Origin of the sequence: Streptomyces sp. Tue6028, from assembly GCF_002300165.1 — a bacterium.
GTDB lineage: Bacteria > Actinomycetota > Actinomycetes > Streptomycetales > Streptomycetaceae > Streptomyces > Streptomyces siamensis.
The window spans coordinates 61,203-75,922 of sequence record NZ_MLCE01000009.1 but is presented as its reverse complement, the minus strand read 5'-3'; the positions used below and the strand labels follow the sequence as shown (position 1 = coordinate 75,922).

At 72.6% G+C, this 14,720-nt stretch carries 13 protein-coding genes; 12 read left to right on the top strand and 1 reads right to left on the bottom strand.

Features of this window, described 5'->3' with window-relative positions; genetic code table 11:
- Nucleotides 1-208 precede the first annotated feature (208 nt).
- Together BKI49_RS07885 and BKI49_RS07880 are read left to right on the top strand one after the other, a co-directional pair.
- The gene (locus BKI49_RS07885; RefSeq protein WP_095933488.1) at nt 209-1,150 is read left to right on the top strand and encodes a 5-dehydro-4-deoxyglucarate dehydratase; all 942 of its coding nucleotides are present in this window, start codon (nt 209-211) and stop codon (nt 1,148-1,150) included.
- Nucleotides 1,147-2,322, top strand: coding sequence for a hypothetical protein (locus tag BKI49_RS07880; protein ID WP_095933487.1), 1,176 nt, complete (start codon nt 1,147-1,149; stop codon nt 2,320-2,322). Before BKI49_RS07885 ends, BKI49_RS07880 begins: the two co-directional genes overlap by 4 nt.
- Nucleotides 2,323-2,448: 126 nt before the next feature.
- Here BKI49_RS07880 and BKI49_RS07875 read toward each other — a convergent pair whose 3' ends face one another.
- Complete coding sequence (locus BKI49_RS07875) at nt 2,449-3,645, bottom strand: MFS transporter (RefSeq protein ID WP_095933486.1); 1,197 nt, start codon at nt 3,643-3,645, stop codon at nt 2,449-2,451.
- Nucleotides 3,646-3,796: 151 nt separating this feature from the next.
- Between BKI49_RS07875 and BKI49_RS07870 the strand changes: the two genes are divergently transcribed.
- The 10 genes from BKI49_RS07870 to BKI49_RS07825 all read left to right on the top strand — a co-directional run bounded on the left by BKI49_RS07870 (nt 3,797) and on the right by BKI49_RS07825 (nt 14,676).
- A complete protein-coding gene (locus tag BKI49_RS07870) occupies nt 3,797-4,384 on the top strand; it encodes a TIGR03086 family metal-binding protein (RefSeq protein ID WP_095933485.1) in 588 nt (195 codons plus the stop codon).
- A 165-nt stretch (nt 4,385-4,549) separates the two neighbouring features.
- The gene (locus tag BKI49_RS07865) at nt 4,550-5,305 is read left to right on the top strand and encodes an MBL fold metallo-hydrolase (protein WP_095933484.1); all 756 of its coding nucleotides are present in this window, start codon (nt 4,550-4,552) and stop codon (nt 5,303-5,305) included.
- A 465-nt stretch (nt 5,306-5,770) separates the two neighbouring features.
- Complete coding sequence (locus BKI49_RS07860) at nt 5,771-6,427, top strand: GntR family transcriptional regulator (RefSeq protein ID WP_095933483.1); 657 nt, start codon at nt 5,771-5,773, stop codon at nt 6,425-6,427.
- A complete protein-coding gene (locus BKI49_RS07855; protein WP_095933482.1) occupies nt 6,424-7,332 on the top strand; it encodes a dihydrodipicolinate synthase family protein in 909 nt (302 codons plus the stop codon). Before BKI49_RS07860 ends, BKI49_RS07855 begins: the two co-directional genes overlap by 4 nt.
- On the top strand, nt 7,329-9,050 hold the full coding sequence (araD, locus tag BKI49_RS07850) for an L-arabinonate dehydratase (protein ID WP_095933481.1): 1,722 nt from the start codon (nt 7,329-7,331) through the stop codon (nt 9,048-9,050). Before BKI49_RS07855 ends, araD begins: the two co-directional genes overlap by 4 nt.
- Before the next feature lie 209 nt (nt 9,051-9,259).
- Nucleotides 9,260-10,195: a carbohydrate ABC transporter permease gene (locus tag BKI49_RS07845; RefSeq protein ID WP_028803372.1), complete on the top strand. Its 936-nt coding sequence runs from the start codon at nt 9,260-9,262 to the stop codon at nt 10,193-10,195.
- Nucleotides 10,192-11,094 (top strand): carbohydrate ABC transporter permease, encoded by a 903-nt coding sequence (locus BKI49_RS07840; RefSeq protein WP_095933480.1) that lies wholly within the window; start codon nt 10,192-10,194, stop codon nt 11,092-11,094. Before BKI49_RS07845 ends, BKI49_RS07840 begins: the two co-directional genes overlap by 4 nt.
- Nucleotides 11,091-12,287: a Gfo/Idh/MocA family protein gene (locus BKI49_RS07835; protein WP_095933479.1), complete on the top strand. Its 1,197-nt coding sequence runs from the start codon at nt 11,091-11,093 to the stop codon at nt 12,285-12,287. The genes BKI49_RS07840 and BKI49_RS07835 overlap by 4 nt, the downstream gene beginning before the upstream one ends.
- A complete protein-coding gene (locus tag BKI49_RS07830; protein WP_095933478.1) occupies nt 12,284-13,126 on the top strand; it encodes a DUF6807 domain-containing protein in 843 nt (280 codons plus the stop codon). Before BKI49_RS07835 ends, BKI49_RS07830 begins: the two co-directional genes overlap by 4 nt.
- Nucleotides 13,126-14,676, top strand: a complete 1,551-nt coding sequence (locus tag BKI49_RS07825; RefSeq protein WP_095933477.1) for a glycoside hydrolase family 43 protein — start codon at nt 13,126-13,128, stop codon at nt 14,674-14,676. Before BKI49_RS07830 ends, BKI49_RS07825 begins: the two co-directional genes overlap by 1 nt.
- The last annotated feature ends 44 nt before the right edge of the window (nt 14,677-14,720 follow it).

The following is a 14,720-nucleotide window of genomic DNA, read 5'->3' as shown; positions in this document are numbered from 1 at the left end:
GTATTCATGTACGACATTCACATCCGTGGACACGCTAGGGAGTGCCGACCTGCCCCGTCAAGTGTCGCGCGGAGGTGGCGAATCCGCTGCGGTGTTGCGGGTTTGCGCGCTTGACCCGTCCTGAGGTCGCGAATTAGCGTGGGCGCGTTCAGAAATATAGACGTGGATCAGAAACGTGCACCGGTGAGCACCTGTCTAGGGAGAGCCCGTGACCTCAGCCCCTCTCGCCGCTCGACTGAGTATCCCGAGCGGGCCGTTGTTCTTCCCCGTCACCGCGTACCGCCCCGACGGCTCCGTCGACCTCGACGTCTACCGCGCACATGTGCGGCGCGGTGTCGAGGCCGGAGCCGCGGCCGTCTTCGCCTGCTGCGGCACGGGTGAGTTCCACGCGCTCACGCCGGAGGAGTTCGAGGCGTGCGTGCGGGCGGCGGTGGAGGCGGCCGCGGGTCGCGTGCCCGTCGTCGCGGGCGCCGGGTACGGGACCGCGCTGGCCGTCCGCTACGCGCGGCTGGCGGAGGCCGCCGGGGCCGACGGGCTGCTCGCCATGCCGCCGTACCTCGTCGTGGCCGGCCAGGAGGGACTGCTGCGGCACTACCGGGAGATCGCCGCCGCCACCTCGCTCGACATCGTCGTCTACCAGCGCGACAACGCCGTCTTCACGCCGGAGACCGTGGTCGAACTGGCCCGCACGGACGGCATCATCGGCTTCAAGGACGGGCTCGGCGACCTCGACCTGATGCAGCGCATCGTGAGTGCCGTGCGCAGCGAGGCCCCGGGGGACTTCCTGTACTTCAACGGACTGCCGACGGCGGAGCTGACCGGGCTCGCCTACCGGGGCGTGGGCATCACGCTCTACTCGTCCGCGGTGTTCTGCTTCGCCCCCGAGATCGCGCAGGCCTTCCACCGCGCGCTGAACACCGGGGACGACGAGACGGTGAACCGGCTGCTCGACGGCTTCTACCGCCCCTTCGTCGACCTGCGGGCACTGGGCCGCGGCTACGCCGTCGCACTCGTCAAGGCGGGCGTACGGCTGCGGGGCCTGGACGTGGGCGAGGTACGGCCGCCGCTGCAGGAACCGGCCGAGGACCACGTCAAGCAGCTGGCACAGCTGATCGAGCGCGGCCTCGCGCTGCTGGAGGAGGGCCTGTGAAGACGTCCGCCTTCCTCTACCCGTGGGACGTCAACGGAGACCCGGAGGCCGCCGCGCGCACGGCCGGACTCGGCGTCCGGCAGGTCACGCTCGCCTCCGCCTACCACTCCACGCGGGCCCTGACGCCCCGGCATCCCCGGCACCGCGTCGTCACCGCCTCGCACGCGGCCGTGCTGTACCCGGCGGACGACGCGCGCTGGCAGGGGCGCACCCCGCGGCCGTACGCGGCCGGCGACTGGGCGCCCGGGGACGCGTTCGGGACGGCCGCCGCCGAGCTCGCCGGCGCCGGCCTGGAGGTCCACACATGGGTGGTCCTCGCGCACAACTCCCGCATGGGAGCGGACCATCCGTCGACATCCGTCGTCAACGCGTACGGCGACCGCTACCCCTGGGCACCATGCGTCGCGCAGCCCGCGACGCGGGCCTACCTCGTCGACCTCGCCGCGGAGGCCGCCGTGCGCCCCGGAGCGCGCGGTACGGAGCTGGAGTCGCTCGGCTGGTACGGGCTGGCCCACCTGCACGCACACGACAAGATCGGCGGGGTGGCGCTCGGCGACGCCGGCCAGTACCTGATGTCGCTGTGCTTCTGCCCGGCGTGCCTCGACGGCTACGCCGGACAGGGCCTCGACGCAGGGCGGCTGCCGACCGCCGTACGGGAGGCGCTGGACGCGGTGTGGCGCGGCGCGCCGTCGGACGGCGGCTGGGCCGGGGTCGAGAAGCTGCTCGGAGCTCAGGCGGCGGCGGGCACGCGCGCGTGGCGCGACGCGGTCGCCGGGGAACTCCAGGAGGCGGCGGTCGCGGCGGTGCGGGCCGCGGCGCCGGACGGGTTCCAGGTGCTGCTGCACGCGGACCCGGTGTCCTACCACTGCGGCGCGAACGCCGGTGTCGATCCCGCACGCGTCCTGTCCGTGGCGGACGGGGTGGTCGTCCCGTGCACCGGCGGCGCGGGGCTGCTCACCCCCTTCGCCGAGGCCCGCCCGGCCGGCCGGGAGAGCGTGCTGGCCGCCAACTTCACCGTCGTGTCGGGGATGGGCGGACACCCGGGGACGCTCGCCGCGGACGCGGAGCGGGCGGCGGCGCTGGGCGCGACCGAACTCCGCCTCTACCACGCCGGGCTGGCGTCGGACGCGGACCTGGCCGCGGTACGGGAGGCGCTGGCGAGGCTGATCTAGCGGGCAGTGCCGCAGCCCGTCCGGCGTCCGAGGGCGAGGCCGTTCGGGCAGCCGGAGCGGGGGGCCGGGGTGGCACCCCCCGGGGTGTCGGGACGGGCAGGGGCGAAGGGGGCGAGCCACCCGGTCCTACCCCCGCACCGGCGCCCCGGACCGCCGCAGCAACGGCCCCACCGTGACCAGACGAGCGACCCCCAGCGCCACCAGCAGCACCCGATGGTCGACCAGCTCGACCAGCCCCGCACCGACGGCCAGCCCCACGGCGTTGGGCGCGTACAGCAGCGTGCCCGCCGTCGCGGTGACACGGCCGAGCAGATGACCGGGGGTCTCCCGCTGGATCGCGGTGTACGCCGCGACCAGGACGCACGGCAGTCCGACACCGACGGCGACGCACGAGCCGAGCACCACGGCGTCGGAGGGGACCGCGCGCAGCGCGACCGCGACGGCGGTGAGCGCGATCCCGTACCCGGCGAACCGCCGTTCGCCCAGACGGCGCAGGAGCGGCCCGGAGGCCAGTCCGACGGCGATGGACCCGACGCCCTGGGCGACGTACAGCACGCCCACGTACGCGGGGGAGTGCCCCAGCCCCTCGGCCACGGCGTAGACCGTCGCGCCGTTCAGGCCCGCGAAGAGCATGGTCGTGCCCCCGGCCACGACCAGGGCCCGCAGCTCGCCGTGGCGCCACAGGGCACGCACGCCCAGCGCCGTGCGGGCCCGCCACCCCTCCGTCGACCCCTTGGGCGGCGGGGTCTCGCGGACGCGCAGCAGCGCGAACACGCCCGCCGCCGAGGCGAACGTCACCGCGTCCAGCAGCGCGACCGGCGCTCCCCCGTACGCCGCGTACAGGCCGGCCCCGGTGAGGGGGGCGACCAGCTTCATGCCCTCGTTGACCGCCATGCGCAGACCGTTGAAGTCGCCGAGGAGCGGGGTGCCGACCGCGGAGGCGAGCAGGGCGGACTCGGCCGCGTCGAGCACGACCCCGGTCGCGCCGTAGATCAGGAGCACCGCGAACAGGACCCACAGGCGGTCCGGCGCGTCCACGGTGAGCAGCAGGGGCAGCAGCGCGGCGAGGGCCAGGTTCGAGGCGATCAGGAGCGGTCTGCGGCGGGTGCGGTCGGCGAGGGTGCCGAGCGCGGGGCCGATCAGCGTCGGGGCCCACAGCGTGAAGACGCACAGGGCCGCCAGGCCGTCCGAACCGGTCAGGTCCTTGACCCAGATGCCGCAGACCAGCCACATCGCCGACGATCCGAAACCGGAGATCACCGCTCCGGTGAGGTAGAGCGCCGCGTTGCGGTCGCTCAGCACTCGGGTCACTGTCCATGTCATGGCCGGTGATCGTGGTTCTAAGGCGGCTGCCCGGGGATCGGGCGATCGCCCTAGGGTCCGGCCTGCGCGGGCCGGGCCGGCGAGCGGCCGATGAGTTTCGGGCGCGACTCCGGTCCATCCGTCAGTGGACACGAATGCTGAGGAGAAGTGGATGACCGTCGAGATGTTCGACCTCGGGCCGCAGGCCCTGATCGTGGCGCGGCTCGCGGAGGGCGTGATGGACGGGCAGCTCGACAACGAGACGCCCTGTCCGAGGTACCCGGTGCACACCATGCTGGGACATCTGGCCGGACTGTCCGTGGCCTTCCGCGACGCGGGCCGCAAGGACCTGGGTCCCACGACGGACAGCAGCCCCGACACCTCGCTGCCGGACATCGAGGCCGGCTGGCGGGAGACCCTGCCGATGGCGCTCGACGAGCTCGCCGAGGCCTGGCGGGACCCGGCGGCCTGGACGGGCGAGACCCGGGCGGGCGGAGTGCCGCTGCCGGGCGCGGTGGCCGCCGCCGTCGCCGCCGACGAACTGGTGGTGCACGGCTGGGACCTCGCCCGCGCCACCGGCCAGGCGTACGAGCCGGACCCCGTCGCCCTCCAGGCGTCGTACGGGTTCCTCGCCGCCGCTGCCGAGGATCCGAGCAGGGGCGGCGGCATCTTCGGTCCCGTGGTGCCGGTGCCCGACGACGCGCCGCTCCTCGACCGGGTGCTCGGGCTGAGCGGCCGCGACCCCGGCTGGAAGGCGTAGCGCGCTCGCACCGGGCGCCCGCGAGCCGGCCTCTGGCGTCCGGGGGGACACGCCGGCCCGGCACCGTCGGCCCCGGCGCGTGCCCCGTGCAGGCGCGGCCCCGCGTGCGGCGGTCCCGGGGGAAAAGCCGGCCCCTGCAACGCGGCCCGCGCGTACGCTCCCCGCATGGCCATCGCCCTCACGGTCCTCGGCACCGCCTCTCCGCACCCGCAGCCTGGCCGCCCCTGTTCCGGCCATCTGCTGCGGGGCGGGGGCGCCGAGGTGTGGGTCGACGCGGGGCCCGGGACCTTCGCCGCATTGCAGAGGCACACGGATCCGACGCGGCTGGACGCGATATGGGTCTCGCATCTGCACGCAGATCACTACGCCGATCTGACGGCCGCCCTGTACGGGTTCGCCTACGGAGGGCTCACGCTTGCCGCGCCCCTGCCCGTGTTCGGGCCGCCGGAGCTCGCACGGCGGCTCGCCGGCTTCTTCGGGCAGCCCGATCCCGGCTTCATGGCAGGGGTGTTCGACTTCAGGCCCCTGTACGACGGCCACGAGGAGCGCGTGGGCGAACTGGTGCTGCGGACGAGGGCCGTCGTGCACGACGTCGAGGCCTACGGGCTGCGGGCCGAGTGCGGCGGCAGCGTCCTCGCCTATTCCGGAGACAGCGGGCCGTGCCCCGCGCTCGACGAACTCGCGTCCGGAGCGGACCTGTTCCTGTGCGAGGCGGACATCGACCGGCATGGCGAAAGCGAACGCCCGGTGCACCTCACGCCGGAGGACGCCGGCGCGGTCGCCCGACGGGCCGGGGTGGGCGAGTTGCTCGTCACCCATGTGGGGCCGACGCTGACGCCGCAGACGGCGACAGCGCGCGCGGCGGACGCCTTCGGCGGCCGGACCGCGACCGCCCGCGAGGGCGGCACCCGAGCCTTCTGACCGCACACCGGCCGTGCCTCCGCCTCGGAGGCGCACCCCTGAACATCTCGTGCGCGTCGGTGTGTCCGGCCGGGAGGCGCACGCGAACATCTCGTGCGCGTCGGTGTGTCCGGCCGGGAGGCGCACGCGAACATCTCGTGCGCACCGGTGTGTCCGGCCAAGACGCGCACCCGAACACCCCGTGCGCGTCGGTGTGTCCGGCCGCGGCGCGCACCCCTGAACAGTCCGTACGCACCGGTGAGTCCGGCCGCGGCGCGCACCCCTGAACAGCCCGTGCGCCACGCACCCCGACTCGCCGGGCGCCGCCCCCACCCCGCCGGTCACCCCAACTTCTTTTGTCCGAAGCGTTGACGAAACACGGCACCGCTCTTACCTTCATCGCGTCGTACTTCGTACGTCATATATGAGACGCGATACGCGAGATCCGATACACGCGATCCGACACGTGAGATCCGAGAGGCGCGCATGACCTCTGTGCCCACCCCGATCCCGTCCCGCACGCAATTCGTGCTGGAGGGGATCAAACACCGCATCCTCACCGGGCAGTTGACGCCCGGACAGGCCCTGGTCGAGACCGAGCTCGCCGCGCAGTTCGGGGTGTCGAAGACACCGGTGCGCGAGGCGCTCAAGACACTGGCCGGTACCGGTCTTGTCGTGATGAGCCAGTACAAGGGCGTCACGGTGCGCATGGTGGATGCGGACATGGCGCGCGAGGTGTACGACGTGCGGCTGCTCCTCGAACCGGAGGCACTGCGCCGGGCGGTTCGCCGGGGGGCCTCCCTCGACGCCGCGCGAGACGCGCTGACCCGCGCCGACGAGGCCGCCGACACCGCGGAACGCTCGCTCGCCAACCGGGAGTTCCACCGCGCCCTGTACGTGCCCTGCGGCAATCCACTGCTCGGCCGGATGCTCGACGAGGTGCGCGACCAGGCCGCCCTGGTCTCCACGGTCGCCTGGGCCGCGAACCCGTCCTGGGAACGCGAGGCCAGCGAGCACCGGGAGATCCTGCGGCTCGCCCTCGACGGTGACGCCGACGGCGCGGCCGGGGCGCTGCACGCCCACATCGCGTCGTTCGTGCAACGGGCCTTCCCCCAGGGCCAGGAAGAGGATGGACAGGAATGACAGCGACGTACGAGACCCAGCGGGCGGCGCTCGCCGAGGTCGTGGCGATCCCCGTGACCCCGTTCGCCGAGGACGGCACGATCGACCGCGACACTCACCGGGCCCTGCTGCGCCGGCTGCTCGACGGCGGAGTCAGAACCCTGACACCGAACGGCAACACGGGGGAGTTCTACGCGCTGACGCCCGAGGAGAGGCAACTCGTCACCGAGCTGACCGTCGAGGAGGCGGGGGACCGGGCCGCCATACTCGTCGGCGTCGGACACGACGTGCCCACCGCGATCGCCTCGGCACGGCACGCACGGCAGCTCGGCGCCCAGATGGTGATGGTCCATCAGCCGGTGCACCCGTACGTCTCGGAGGGCGGCTGGGTCGACTACCACCGGGCCATCGCCGAGGCCGTGCCCGAGCTCGGCGTCGTCCCCTACCTCCGCAACCCGCTCCTGGAGGGCGCGCGCCTGGCCGAACTCGCCGACGTCTGCCCGAACGTCATCGGGGTGAAGTACGCCGTGCCGGACGCCGCGCGCTTCGCCGCCTTCGCGCGGGACGCCGGACTCGAACGCTTCGTCTGGGTGGCTGGACTCGCCGAGCCCTACGCGCCCTCGTACTTCTCGGCCGGTGCCACCGGCTTCACCTCGGGGCTCGTCAACGTCGCCCCGGCGGTCTCCCTGAACATGATCGAAGCGCTTCGATCCGGGGACTATCCGGCCGCCATGAAGGTCTGGGAACAGATCCGCCGCTTCGAGGAGCTGCGCGCGGCCAACGGCTCGGCGAACAACGTCACCGTGGTCAAGGAGGCGCTGGCCTCGCTCGACCTGTGCCGCCGTGACGTCCGCCCGCCGAGCAAGCCGCTGCCCGCACCCGAGCGCGCGGAAGTGGCGGCCATCGCCGCGGGGTGGTCCATATGAAGCGCCCGGAAGACCTCAGAAGCCACCAGTGGTACGGCACGGACGGGCTCCGCTCGTTCAGCCACCGGGCCCGGACGCGGCAGCTCGGCTATCTGCCCGAGGAGCACCTCGGCAAGCCGGTCGTCGCGATCCTCAACACCTGGAGCGACATCAACCCCTGCCACGTGCACCTGCGCGACCGCGCGCAGGCCGTGAAGCGCGGAGTGTGGCAGGCCGGCGGTTTCCCGCTCGAATTCCCGGTGTCGACGCTCAGCGAGACCTTCCAGAAGCCGACCCCGATGCTCTACCGCAACATGCTCGCGATGGAGACCGAGGAACTGCTGCGGTCGTACCCGGTCGACGGCGCGGTGCTGCTGGGCGGCTGCGACAAGTCGACTCCCGCCCTGCTGATGGGCGCGGCCTCCGTCGACCTGCCGACCGTGTTCGTGCCCGCCGGGCCGATGCTCCCCGGACACTGGCGCGACGAGGTCCTCGGCTCCGGCACGGACATGTGGAAGTACTGGGACGACAAGCGCGCCGGGCTCATCGGGGACTGCGAGATGAGCGAACTGGAGAGCGGGCTCGCCAGGTCGCCGGGGCACTGCATGACCATGGGGACGGCGTCCACGCTCACCGCTGCCGCCGAGGCCCTCGGCGTCACCGTGCCCGGCGCGTCGAGCATCCCCGCCGTCGACTCCGGACACGATCGGATGGCCGCCGCGTCCGGGCTCAGGATCGTCGAACTCGTCCGCAAGGACCGCAAGTTGTCCGACATCCTGACGGCCGACGCCTTCGCGGACGCGGTGACCACCGTCCTCGGGCTCGGCGGCTCCACCAACGCCGTGATCCATCTGATCGCCATGGCCGGTCGGTCCGGGGTTCCCCTCGCCCTCGACGACTTCGACCGCATCGCGCGGACCGTGCCGGTGCTCGCCGACGTCCGGCCCGGCGGACGGAAGTACCTGATGGAGGACTTCCACTTCGCCGGCGGCCTGCCCGGGTTCCTGTCGCGGATCACCGACCTGCTGCATCTCGACCGGCCGACCGTGTCGTACGACAGCATGCGCGAACAGCTCGACGGCGCACGCGTGCACAACGACGACGTCATCCGCACCCGCGACAACCCGGTCGCCTCGGAGGGCGGGGTCGCCGTGCTGCGCGGCAACCTCTGCCCCGACGGCGCCGTCATCAAGCACATCGCCGCCGAGCCGCACCTGCTCAAGCACACCGGTCCCGCGGTCGTGTTCGACGACTACCGGACCATGCAGCGCACCATCAACGACCCCGGGCTCGGCATCACGGCCGACAGCGTGCTGGTGCTGCGCAACGCCGGCCCCAAGGGCGGCCCCGGCATGCCCGAGTACGGGATGCTGCCCATCCCCGACCACCTGCTGAAGCAGGGCGTCCGGGACATGGTGCGGATCTCCGACGCCCGGATGAGCGGTACCAGTTACGGCGCGTGCGTGCTGCACGTGGCGCCCGAGTCGTACGTCGGCGGGCCGCTCGCCCTGGTGCGCAGCGGTGACACGATCACCCTCGACGTCGAGGCCCGCACCCTTCGGCTCCACGTGGACGACGAGGAGCTGGAGAACCGCAGGGCGCGGTGGACGCCGCCGCCCGCCCGGTACGAGCGCGGCTACGGCGCGCTCTACAACGACCAGATCACGCAGGCCGACACCGGCTGCGACTTCGAGTTCCTGGCCAGGCCGGGGAAGGTGCCGGACCCGTACGCCGGGTGACCCCGAGCGGGGGCGGGGATGCCCGCCCCCGCACACGGGGACCCCGATCCGCACCCGGGGTCCCCGGACCGCACGTCCGCACGGCCGACATCCCGAACGAGATCCGCGAAGCGCTTCAACCAGATGCATGGAGCAAGCGCTTCCTGCACAGTCCGTGAACGACCGGGCACCCACCGAACAGACCCACCGCAAGCGAACGGAGAACAGTCATGGCCCAAGCCGCAGCCGTGGCGAAACCGCCCGCGCCGGCCCGGCGACGCCGTGCCTCCGCGACGCCGCACAGGCTCCCGTACCTGCTGATCGCCCCGGCGGCGCTGCTGATGCTGGGCTTCATCGCCTACCCCGTCATCAGCGTCTTCTACTACAGCCTGCAGAACTACAACCCCACCAAGCCCTGGCGCAACGGCTACGCGGGCTTCGACAACTTCGTGCACGCCTTCACCGACGACCCCCAGTTCTGGGACACGCTGACCTTCAGCGCCAAGTGGGTCGTCGTCGAGGTGGGCCTCCAGCTGCTGTTCGGCCTGGCGCTCGCGCTGATCGTCAACCAGACCTTCGTGGGACGGGCGGTCGGCCGCGCGCTGGTCTTCTCACCGTGGGCCGTCTCCGGCGTGCTGACCTCCGCGATCTGGGTGCTGCTCTACAACTCCCAGACGGGCATCACCCGTTACCTCGCCGACGCGGGCATCGGACAGTACGGCACCAGCTGGCTCTCCGACACCTCCACCGTCTTCCCGGCCGCGGTGGTCGCCGATCTGTGGCGCGGCGTGCCGTTCTTCGCGATCCTCATCCTCGCCGACCTCCAGTCCGTCTCCAAGGATCTGTACGAGGCCGCCGAGGTCGACGGCGCGGGCCGGGTCCGGCAGTTCCTGCACATCACACTGCCGCACCTCAAGGACGCCATCGTCCTGTCCACGCTGCTGCGCGCGGTGTGGGAGTTCAACAACGTCGACCTGCTCTACACGCTGACCGGGGGAGGCCCCGCGGGCGAGACGACGACACTGCCGCTCTACATCGCGAACACCAGTGTCGACGCCCACAACTTCGGCTACGCGTCGGCCCTGACCACGGTCGCGTTCGTGATTCTGCTCTTCTGCTCGATCGTCTACCTGCGACTGAGCAAGTTCGGAGGCGGGGACAAGTGATCACCAAGGACGCCGGGACGATCGCTCCGGCCGCACCCGCACCGGCGGCCGAGGAACCCCGGCCGACCCTCCAGAAGACCAGGCGGGCCTGGGACGAGGTGCCCCGCTGGCAGATCTACCTCCCGCTGTCGGTCTACCTGCTCTTCACCCTGGTCCCCTTCTACTGGATCCTGCTGTTCGCGCTCCGCCCCGCCGGCTCCACCTCGCTCGTCCCGTGGCCCATGACCTTCGACCACTTCGACAAGGTCTGGACCGAGCGCAGCTTCGGGACCTACTTCCAGAACAGCGTGCTCATCGCGCTCGCCACCCTGGTGCTGACCACCGTCGTCGCCCTCGCCGGCGGATACGCCCTCGCCCGCTTCGACTTCAGGATCAAGCGCGGCTTCATGCTGGCGCTGCTGTGCTCCCAGTTCGTGCCGGGGGCGCTGCTCCTCGTGCCGCTCTTCCAGATCTTCGCCAAGCTCCAGATGATCAACTCGCTGGGCAGCGTCATCATCGCCGAGACGGTCTTCCAGCTGCCGCTGTCGATGATCCTCATCAGCGGGTTCATCAGGAACGTGCCGTACTCCCTGGAGGAGGCCGCCTGGGTCGACGGCTGCGACCGCTTCAAGGCCTTCCGGATCGTCGTGCTCCCGCTGCTGCGGCCCGGCCTGATCGCCGTCGGCTCCTTCGCCTTCGTGCACGCCTGGAACCATTTCCTGTTCGCCCTGATGTTCCTCAGCGATCAGGGCAAGCAGACCATCCCGGTCGGCCTCAACACCCTGATGAGCTCGGACAGTGTCGACCTCGGCGCGCTCGCCGCCGGCGGAATCATCGCCGCCGTCCCCGTCGTCATCGTCTTCGCCTTCATCCAGAAGTGGCTGATCACGGGATTCAGCGCGGGGGCGGTGAAGGGATGAGCCACCAGCCTCAGGCGTCCGCCGTCGGCGGGCCGACGAACCCGCCCGCCCGGGACCTGCCGCTGCCCGTCGTCCTCGCGGGCGCCCGCGGCCACGGCGACTGGCACCTGCGCAACATCCGCCGTCTTCAGGACCAGGGCCTCGTACGGCTCGCCGGTATCTGCGAGCTGAACCCGCTCACGGACGCGGAGCTGGGCGGCCTGCAGGTCCAGCAGTCCGCCGACTTCGGTGCCCTCCTCGACTCCACCCGCGCGGCGATCGCCGTGATCTGCACCCCCATCCCCACCCACACCGACCTGGCGCTGACCGCCGCGGGCAAGGGCGTGCACCTGCTGCTGGAGAAGCCGCCCGCCCCCTCGTACGCGGAGTTCCGCAGGATGGCCGACGGGGTCGCCGCGGCCGGCGTCGCCTGCCAGATCGGCTTCCAGTCGCTCGGCTCGCACGCCGTGCCCGCCGTCCGGGAACTGATCGCCGAGGGTGCGATCGGCCGGGTGCTGGGGATCGGCGGCGCCGGAGCGTGGGCACGGGGCGAGGCGTACTACCGGCGTGCGCCGTGGGCGGGCAAGCGCCGCCTGAACGGCGTGGACGTCGTCGACGGCGTGCTGACGAACCCCCTCGCCCACGCCGTCGCCACGGCGCTCGCCCTCGACGGTGCCACCCGCGCCGAGGACGTCACCGGGATCGAGACCGAGCTGCTGCGCGCCAACGACATCGAGTCCGACGACACCTCGTGCGTGCGCGTCACCACGGCCGGCGGCCGGATCACCGTGGCCGCGACCCTGTGCGCCGAACGCCCCGACGAACCGTACGTCGTGGTGCACGGCAGCGCCGGGCGGATCACCTTCTGGTACAAGCAGGACCGCGTTCTCGTGCAGCGCTCCGGGCACGGCCCCGAGGAGACCGACTTCGGCCGGACGGACCTGCTGGAGAACCTGGTCGCCCATCTGACGGACGGCACGGACCTGCTGGTCACACCCGAGTCGACGGGTGCCTTCATGAAGGTCGTTGAAGCGATTCGACAGGCGCCCGATCCGCGTGCCCTGCCCGAGGACAGCTGGACCCGGGTGCCCGGAGAGAACCGCCGGGTCGTGCGCGGCGTCGACGGCCTGGTCGCGGCGGCCGCCGACACCCTCGCCCTCTACTCCGAGCTGGGCGCCGTCTGGGCGCCGCCGAAGGAGGTGAGCACCGGATGAACGAGGAGTCGCTGGTCCTGCGCGTGGCGGGCCGCCCCGTCGGCCGCTACTTCACCCGGCCCGCACTGCCGGCCCGGCTGTCGCCGCGCCCGTACCTGCACCCCGTCACCACACTGGCCGGCACCGCCGTCACCGAGCTGAGCCCCGCCGACCACGTACACCACCTCGGCGTCGGTGTCGCCGTACCCGACGTCGAGGGGCACAACTTCTGGGGCGGGCGCACCTATGTCCGCGACCGGGGTCCTACCGAACTCGACAACCACGGCGCTCAGCGGCACACCGCCTTCCAGCTGCGCGACCCCGACGGCTTCGTGGAGGAGCTGCGCTGGGTGGCCGCGGGCGGCGAACTGCTGCGCGAGCGGCGCACGGTGGCGACCACCGCACTGACCGGGTCCGCCTGGGCACTGGACTTCACCTTCTCGCTGACGAACACCACCCGGGGCACGCTGACCATCGGCAGCCCGGCCACCAACGGGCGGCCCGGCGCGGCCTACGGCGGCTTCTTCTGGCGCGCCCGCAAGGAGGCCGAGACACCACGGGTGTTCACCGCCGACGCCGAGGACGTGACCGCGGTGCACGGCCGGCGCGCCGACTGGCTCGCCCTCGCGGGCGCCACCTGGACGCTCGTCTTCGCCGGCGCCACCGCGGCGACGCGTCAGGACCCGTGGTTCGTGCGCACCGCCGAGTACCCGGGGGTGGGTTCCTCGCTCGCCCACGAGGAGCGGCTGCCCGTCGCCGCCGGTGACACGTTCGTGCGGCGGATCGTCACCGTCGTCGCCGACGGCCGGCTCGACCGGGCCGAGGCCGCCGCGCTCGTCCGCAAGGCGGTGAGTCCCTGATGGCCCTGCCCTCCGCCGACCTCGGTGACGGGACCTACCGCAACCCCGTCCTGGACGCCGACTGGTCCGACCCCGACATCCTGCGGGTCGGCGACGACTTCTACCTCACCGCCTCCAGCTTCGGCCGTGCTCCGGGCCTGCCGCTGCTGCACTCCCGCGACCTGGTCAACTGGACGCTCGTCGGACACGCCCTGCCCCGCCTGGAGCCGGCGGCGGGCTTTCGCACCCCCCGGCACGACTGCGGGGTGTGGGCCCCGTCGCTGCGGCACCACGACGACCGCTTCTGGATCTTCTGGGGCGACCCCGACCACGGCGTCTTCCAGGTCAACGCCCGCGAGATCCGGGGTCCTTGGACCCGTCCGCACCTGGTCAAGGAGGGCAAGGGGCTCATCGACGCCTGTCCGCTGTGGGACGAGGAGACCGGCGAGGCCTATCTCGTGCACGCGTGGGCCAAGTCCCGTTCGGGCATCAAGAACAGGCTCACGGGCCACCGCATGCGCCCCGACGGCACGGGCCTGCTCGACGAGGGGAAGGTCGTCGTCGACGCCGACCGGATCCCCGGCTGGTTCACCCTCGAAGGCCCGAAGCTCTACCGGCACGACGGCTGGTTCTGGATCTTCGCGCCCGCCGGGGGAGTGGAGACCGGCTGGCAGGGCGTCCTCCGCTCACGCGACTTCTTCGGGCCGTACGAGGAGCGTGTCGTCCTGGAGCAGGGCGACACCGACGTCAACGGCCCGCACCAGGGCGGCTGGGTACGCACCGGTGGCGGCGAGGACTGGTTCGTGCACTTCCAGCAGCGCGGCCCCTACGGGCGGGTCGTCCACCTCCAGCCGATGCGCTGGGAGGAGGACGGCACGCCGGCCGGCGGAGCCTGGCCGGTGATCGGCGACAGGGGTGCCCCGGTCGCCGTGCACCGAAAGCCCGCTCTGCCGCCGCAGCCGCCGTCCGCGCCCGCCACGGACGACGACTTCCCCGGGGGCCGCTTCGGGCGCCAGTGGCAGTGGACGGCCAACCCGCAGGACGGCTGGGCCACGCAGCACTCCGGGGACGGGCTGCGGCTGAGCTGTGTGCGCACGGCCGACGCGCACGACCTGCGCAGGCTGCCGCATGTGCTCACCCAGCGGCTGCCCGGCGGCGCCGCCTGCGTCGAGGTCGGGCTGCGGCTCGACAGCGAGGAGCCGGGCGCCCGGGCCGGACTCGCGGTGCTCGGGGACGCGTTCGGCTGGATCGGGCTCCAGCGGGAGGCCGATGGATCGGTGCGGCTCGTGCACCGGTTCGCCGAGTCGGCCGCCGAGTACGAGCGCGACGCCGCGCACTCCCGGGTGGCACCCGACGGGTGGGCCCGGTTGTGGATCGAGATCGGCGCGGGCGCGCGCTGCCGCTTCTCGTACGACGTGGGCGACGGCCGGGAGTCCTCGGGACAGGTCTTCGCCGCCACGCCCTGGCGCTGGGTCGGGGCCCTGCTCGGGCTCTTCGCGCTCGCCCCGGCGGGCGCGGGTCATGCCGGCGCCGCCACGTTCACGCAGTTCCGTGTCACCGCGGCCCGTTGAGGGCCGCTCCCGATGCACGCACACCGGTGCGGCGACACCGCAGT

Excerpts from the sequence above, each read along its gene's own strand:
- BKI49_RS07835 (WP_095933479.1), top strand. The coding sequence starts at position 11,091 with ATGAGCCACCAGCCTCAGGCGTCCGCCGTCGGCGGGCCGACGAACCCG.
- BKI49_RS07870 (WP_095933485.1), top strand. The coding sequence starts at position 3,797 with ATGACCGTCGAGATGTTCGACCTCGGGCCGCAGGCCCTGATCGTGGCG.
- BKI49_RS07830 (WP_095933478.1), top strand. The coding sequence starts at position 12,284 with ATGAACGAGGAGTCGCTGGTCCTGCGCGTGGCGGGCCGCCCCGTCGGC.
- BKI49_RS07825 (WP_095933477.1), top strand. The coding sequence starts at position 13,126 with ATGGCCCTGCCCTCCGCCGACCTCGGTGACGGGACCTACCGCAACCCC.
- BKI49_RS07845 (WP_028803372.1), top strand. The coding sequence starts at position 9,260 with ATGGCCCAAGCCGCAGCCGTGGCGAAACCGCCCGCGCCGGCCCGGCGA.
- BKI49_RS07860 (WP_095933483.1), top strand. The coding sequence starts at position 5,771 with ATGACCTCTGTGCCCACCCCGATCCCGTCCCGCACGCAATTCGTGCTG.
- BKI49_RS07855 (WP_095933482.1), top strand. The coding sequence starts at position 6,424 with ATGACAGCGACGTACGAGACCCAGCGGGCGGCGCTCGCCGAGGTCGTG.
- araD (WP_095933481.1), top strand. The coding sequence starts at position 7,329 with ATGAAGCGCCCGGAAGACCTCAGAAGCCACCAGTGGTACGGCACGGAC.
- BKI49_RS07865 (WP_095933484.1), top strand. The coding sequence starts at position 4,550 with ATGGCCATCGCCCTCACGGTCCTCGGCACCGCCTCTCCGCACCCGCAG.
- BKI49_RS07875 (WP_095933486.1), bottom strand. The coding sequence starts at position 3,645 with ATGACATGGACAGTGACCCGAGTGCTGAGCGACCGCAACGCGGCGCTC.